Annotated in this window: 4 protein-coding genes; all 4 read left to right on the top strand. The window is 73.7% G+C overall.

Annotated elements, in window-relative coordinates; genetic code table 11:
* Positions 1-606: PH-like domain-containing protein (locus ICW40_RS19315; protein WP_221655611.1), on the top strand; the 606-nt coding region annotated here is incomplete at its 5' end.
* Complete coding sequence (gene carA / locus ICW40_RS19310) at positions 603-1,868, top strand: glutamine-hydrolyzing carbamoyl-phosphate synthase small subunit (RefSeq protein ID WP_221655610.1); 1,266 nt, start codon at positions 603-605, stop codon at positions 1,866-1,868. The genes ICW40_RS19315 and carA, both read left to right, overlap by 4 nt.
* Positions 1,852-5,205 (top strand): carbamoyl-phosphate synthase large subunit, encoded by a 3,354-nt coding sequence (gene carB / locus ICW40_RS19305; protein ID WP_221655609.1) that lies wholly within the window; start codon positions 1,852-1,854, stop codon positions 5,203-5,205. The genes carA and carB overlap by 17 nt, the downstream gene beginning before the upstream one ends.
* An 11-nt stretch (positions 5,206-5,216) precedes the next feature.
* A partial coding sequence (pyrF, locus tag ICW40_RS19300; RefSeq protein ID WP_221655612.1) for an orotidine-5'-phosphate decarboxylase occupies positions 5,217-6,098 on the top strand: 882 nt, incomplete at its 3' end.

Here is a 6,098-nt window from a genome sequence, read left to right as displayed (position 1 = left end):
CTGCCCAGCCGGGCGCAGGTCCCGCTGCCGAGGACGCTGCCCGCGACGCCCAGCGAGTCGCTCCGTGCCCGCTCCGCGCCCGCCGACCCGGTGCAGGGGCGCGCGTCGGGGCCGGGACCGGTCCTCGGCCCGACGGTCCCCGGAGCGCCGATGCACCTGTGGCGCCCGATCGACCCGCAGCCCGACGCCGGTGCGTCGCGGACGGAGCCGGTCGACGTCGGCCACGTCTCGACCGAGGCCGTGGGCGCGCGGCCCGGCCCGCTCACGGCGCGCAGCACCGGCGACCCGTCGTCGGCCACCGTGCACGTCCGCGACGGCGGCGTGGTGGTCGAACGACCCGCCGGACGGCACGTCGCCATCCCGCGTGCCTCGCTCCGTGAGGTGGAGGTCGTGCGCGCCGTGGACGGCGAGGCGGCCGGCACCGAGGGCGTCGTCGTCATCCGCTGGGAGTCCATGCCGGGGGACCGCGACGGGCCTCCGCTCTACTCCGACACCGGTCTGCCCCCCCGGCACCGTGCCGACCTGGACCGCCTGGTGACCGCCGTGCAGGGGCTGATGACAGCGCCGGCCGTCCCCCCGACCCCCCAGCCCGAGGAGAAGCGATGACCGACCAGACCGCCGTCCTGGTGCTCGAGGACGGCCGCACGTTCACCGGGCGCGCTCTCGGCGCCCGCGGCCGCACGCTCGGCGAGATCGTCTTCAACACCGGTATGACCGGCTACCAGGAGACGCTCACCGACCCCTCGTACCACCGCCAGATCGTCGTCATGACGGCGCCCCACGTGGGCAACACCGGCATGAACGACGAGGACCCCGAGTCCACCCGGATCTGGGTCGCGGGCTACGTGGTGCGCGACCCCGCGATCCGCCCGTCGAGCTGGCGCTCGCGGCGCACGCTCGAGGACGCGCTCGACGCCGAGGGCGTCGTCGGCATCAGCGACGTCGACACGCGTGCGCTCACGCGCCACCTCCGGGAGCGCGGCGTCATGCGCGGCGGCATCTTCTCGGGCGACGCGCTCGTCGACGCGAGCGGTCGGCGCCGCACCGACCAGGACCTGCTCGACGAGGTCGCGGGCGCACCGGCGATGTCGGGCGCCGACCTGGCGGGCGAGGTCACGGTCGCCGAGCCGTACACGGTCGAGCCCGCCCGCGGCCCCGCGAGCGGCGCCGAGCCGCTCGCGACCGTCGTCGCGATCGACCTCGGCATCAAGTCCATGACGCCCCAGCGGCTCGCGGAGCGCGGCATCCGGACGCACGTCCTGCCGGCGACGGCGAGCACCGACGAGGTGCTCGCGCTGCAGCCCGACGGCGTCTTCTTCTCCAACGGACCGGGCGACCCGTCCGCCGCGACGCACGAGATCGAGCTGCTGCGCGACGTGCTCGACCGCCGCATCCCGTTCTTCGGCATCTGCTACGGGAACCAGCTGCTCGGCCGCGCCCTCGGGTACGGCACCTACAAGCTGACCTACGGCCACCGCGGCGTGAACCAGCCGGTGATGGACCGGCGTACGCGCAAGGTCGAGATCACGGCGCACAACCACGGCTTCGCGGTCGACGCGCCGCTCGACGGGGAGTCCGTCGCACCGCACGACGGCGGCCGCTACGGCCGCGTGACCGTCTCCCACGTCGCGCTCAACGACGACGTCGTCGAGGGGCTCGAGTGCCTCGACGTGCCCGCCTTCTCGGTGCAGTACCACCCCGAGGCGGCCGCCGGCCCGCACGACGCCGGCTACCTGTTCGACCGGTTCGTCGAGCTCATGACCACGGGCACCGCGCCCGACCGCGCGACGGGTGACACCGCGCCGACCACGACGACCACTTCCGCTGCCGCAACCGAGGAGCCCGCCGCCGATGCCCCGTCGCTCTGACCTCTCCAGCGTCCTGGTCATCGGCTCCGGGCCGATCGTCATCGGGCAGGCCGCCGAGTTCGACTACTCCGGCACGCAGGCCTGCCGCGTGCTGCGCGCCGAGGGCCTGCGCGTGATCCTCGTGAACTCCAACCCGGCCACGATCATGACGGACCCCGAGTTCGCCGACGCGACCTACGTCGAGCCGATCACGCCCGAGGTCGTGGCGTCGATCATCGAGAAGGAACGGCCCGACGCGATCCTGCCGACGCTGGGCGGCCAGACGGCGCTCAACACGGCGATCGCGCTCGACGAGGCCGGGGTGCTCGAGCGGTTCGGCGTCGAGATGATCGGCGTCAACACGGCCTCGATCCACCTCGCGGAGGACCGCCAGGCCTTCAAGGAGGTCGTCGAGCGGTGCGGCGCCGAGAGCGCCCGGTCGTTCATCGCGCACACCCTGGAGGACGTGCTCGCGGCCGCCGAGGACCTCGGGTACCCGCTCGTCGTGCGTCCCTCCTTCACCATGGGCGGCCTCGGCTCGGGCATCGCCTACGACGAGGAGCAGCTGCGTCGCATCGCCGGCGCGGGCCTGCACTACTCGCCGACCACCGAGGTGCTCCTCGAGGAGTCGATCCTCGGCTGGAAGGAGTACGAGCTCGAGCTCATGCGCGACCACGCGGACAACGTCGTCGTCGTCTGCTCGATCGAGAACGTCGACCCGGTCGGCGTGCACACGGGCGACTCCGTGACCGTCGCGCCCGCGCTGACGCTCACCGACCGCGAGTACCAGCGGCTGCGGGACATCGGCATCGCCGTCATCCGTGAGGTCGGCGTGGACACCGGCGGCTGCAACATCCAGTTCGCCGTGCACCCGCAGACCGGTCGCGTCGTCGTCATCGAGATGAACCCGCGCGTGTCGCGGTCGAGCGCGCTCGCGTCGAAGGCCACCGGGTTCCCGATCGCGAAGATCGCCGCGCGGCTCGCCGTCGGCTACACGCTCGACGAGATCCCGAACGACATCACGGGCTCGACGCCCGCGTCGTTCGAGCCGTCGCTCGACTACGTCGTCGTCAAGGTGCCGCGGTTCGCGTTCGAGAAGTTCCCGGCCGCCGACGCGACGCTCACGACGACCATGAAGTCGGTCGGCGAGGCGATGGCGATGGGCCGCAACTTCGCCGAGGCGCTCGGCAAGGCGATGCGGTCGATCGACAAGTCCGGGTCGGTCTTCCACTGGGCGGGGGACGTGCCGTCCGGCGCCGAGCTCGAGGGCCTCCTCGCGGCGATCGCGGTGCCGACGGAGGAGCGCCTGATCCAGGTGCAGCAGGTGCTGCGGTCGGTCGGCCACGACGGCGGCGCGACCGTGGAGCAGGTCTACGAGATCACCGGGATCGACCCCTGGTTCCTCGACCAGCTCGTGCTGGTCAACGAGATCGCGGACGAGGTCGCGACGTCGTCCGAGCTCGGCGTGGAGCTGCTGCGGCGCGCCAAGCGGCACGGGCTCTCCGACGCGCAGGTCGCCTCACTCCGCGGCCTGGGCGAGGAGACCGTGCGCCAGCTGCGGCACGCGCTCGGCCTGCGCCCGGTCTACAAGACGGTCGACACGTGCGCGGCGGAGTTCGCCGCCCGGACGCCCTACCACTACTCGTCGTACGACGAGGAGACCGAGGTCCAGCCGCGCGAGCGCCCGGCCGTGATCATCCTGGGCTCCGGTCCGAACCGGATCGGCCAGGGCATCGAGTTCGACTACTCGTGCGTGCACGCCGCGCTCGCCCTGCGCGACGAGTACGAGACGATCATGGTCAACTGCAACCCCGAGACCGTCTCGACCGACTACGACACCTCGGACCGCCTCTACTTCGAGCCCCTGACGTTCGAGGACGTGCTCGAGGTCTACGAGGCCGAGCTCGCCGTCGGCCCGGTCGCCGGGATCATCGTGCAGCTCGGGGGGCAGACGCCCCTCGCGCTCGCGCAGCGCCTCGAGGACGCCGGCCTGCCCATCCTCGGCACGCCGCCGGCCGCGATCGACGCCGCCGAAGACCGCGGGGCGTTCGGGCGCGTGCTCGTCGCCGCCGGCCTGCCCGCGCCCGCGTTCGGGACGGCCCGGACGCTCGCGGAGGCCACGGAGGTCGCGCAGCGGATCGGGTACCCGGTGCTCGTGCGGCCGTCGTACGTGCTCGGCGGGCGCGGCATGGAGATCGTCTACTCCGACGGTCAGCTCGCGGAGTACGTCGAGCGGGCGATCCTCGGCGCGCAGGCGCTCAGCGGGCCCGCGACCGAGATCCCGCCGCTGCTCATCGACCGCTTCCTCGACGACGCGATCGAGCTCGACGTCGACGCGCTGTACGACGGGACCGAGCTGTACCTCGGCGGCGTCATGGAGCACATCGAGGAGGCCGGCATCCACTCCGGCGACTCGGCGTGCGTGCTGCCGCCCGTCACCGTCTCCGTCGCCGAGCTCGACCGGATCCGCGTGTCGACCGAGGCCATCGCGGCCGGCGTGGGCGTGCGCGGCCTGATCAACGTGCAGTTCGCGCTGGTCTCCGACGTGCTCTACGTGCTCGAGGCGAACCCGCGTGCGTCGCGGACGGTGCCGTTCGTCGCCAAGGCGACGGGTGTGCCGCTCGCGAAGGCTGCGGCACTGCTCATGGCGGGGCGAAGCATCGCCCAGCTGCGCGCGGACGGCGTGCTGCCGGCGACGGGCGACGGCGGGACCCTCGGGCTCGACGCGCCGATCGCCGTCAAGGAGGCCGTCCTGCCCTTCAAGCGCTTCCGCACCGTCGCGGGCGCCGTCGTCGACACGGTGCTCGGTCCTGAGATGCGCTCGACCGGCGAGGTCATGGGCTTCGACGTCGACTTCCCGACCGCGTTCGCGAAGTCGCAGGCCGCGGCCTTCGGCGGCCTGCCGACGTCGGGCCGGGTCTTCATCTCGGTCGCGGACCGGGACAAGCGGTCCATCACCTTCCCGGCGAAGCGCCTCAGCGAGCTCGGCTTCGAGATCCTCGCGACCGACGGGACGGCCGCGGTGCTGCGGCGCAACGGCATCGCCTCGACGGTGGTCCGCAAGTTCTCCGCCGGTCGCGGGCCTGCGGGGGAGCCGACCATCGTCGACCTCATCGTCGCCGGCGAGGTCGACATGGTGGTCAACACCCCGTCCGGGCAGGGCGCGCGCGCGGACGGGTACGAGATCCGCACGGCCACGGTCGCGGCGGACAAGCCGATCGTGACGACCGTCCAGCAGCTCGCGGCGGCGGTGCAGGCGATCGAGTCGCTGCGGGCCGGGCCGTTCAGCGTCCGGAGTCTGCAGGACCACCGGCTCGAGCTGCGGGACGCGGCGCGCGCGACCACGGCCGCGCGGTGACTACGGGCGGGGTGGGGGCGGAGGCTCGAGGGGCGCGTTTCGGCGCGCGGCTCGCGGTTGCCATGGCCGCCTACGGCCCGGTGTGCGTGGGGATCGACCCGCACGCGGGGCTGCTCGCGCAGTGGGACCTGGACGACGACGTCGACGGGCTCCGCAGGTTCGCGCTGACCGTGACCGAGGCGCTGCTCGGGCGCGTGGCCGCTCTCAAGCCGCAGGCCGCGTTCTTCGAGCGGCACGGGTCGCGCGGGGTGGCGGTGCTCGAGGAGGTCATCGCGATGGCGGCCGGCTCTCCGACGCAGGTCGTCGTCGACGCGAAGCGCGGGGACATCGGGTCGACGATGGCGGGCTACGCGGACGCGTACCTGCGCGACGGCTCGCCGCTCGCGGGCGACGCGCTGACCGTGAGCCCGTACCTGGGGTTCGGCTCGCTCGAGCCGGCGCTCGAGGAGGCCGGGCGGTCGCGGCGCGGGCTCTTCGTCCTGGCGCTCACGTCGAACAGGGAGGGCGCCGAGGTCCAGCACGCGCGCGCCGTGGCCGACGGTGCGGCGCGCGTGGTGGGAGACGGCGATCCGTCGGCGGCCGACGCGACGACGTCGGTGGCCGGGGTGATCGTCGCGCACGCAGCGGCGCTCAACGCTGCGGAGCTCGCGGCCGGGGGAGACCTCGGCCCGGCGGGTGCGGGTGCGCTCGGTTCGGTCGGTCTGGTCGTCGGTGCGACGGTCGCGGCCGACGCGCTGCGGCTCGGCATCGACCTGGCCGGCGTCCGCGGGCCGCTGCTGGCGCCCGGGTTCGGCGCGCAGGGTGCCGGTGCGGCCGAGCTGGCTGCGTTCGGGGCGGCACGGTCCGCCGTGCTGGCGTCGACGTCGCGCGCCAGATCGCCCACACGACGTACC

The sequence above is a fragment of the Actinotalea ferrariae genome, assembly GCF_019733465.1.
Lineage (GTDB): Bacteria > Actinomycetota > Actinomycetes > Actinomycetales > Cellulomonadaceae > Actinotalea > Actinotalea ferrariae_A.
This window is presented reverse-complemented; position numbering and strand designations above follow the sequence as displayed.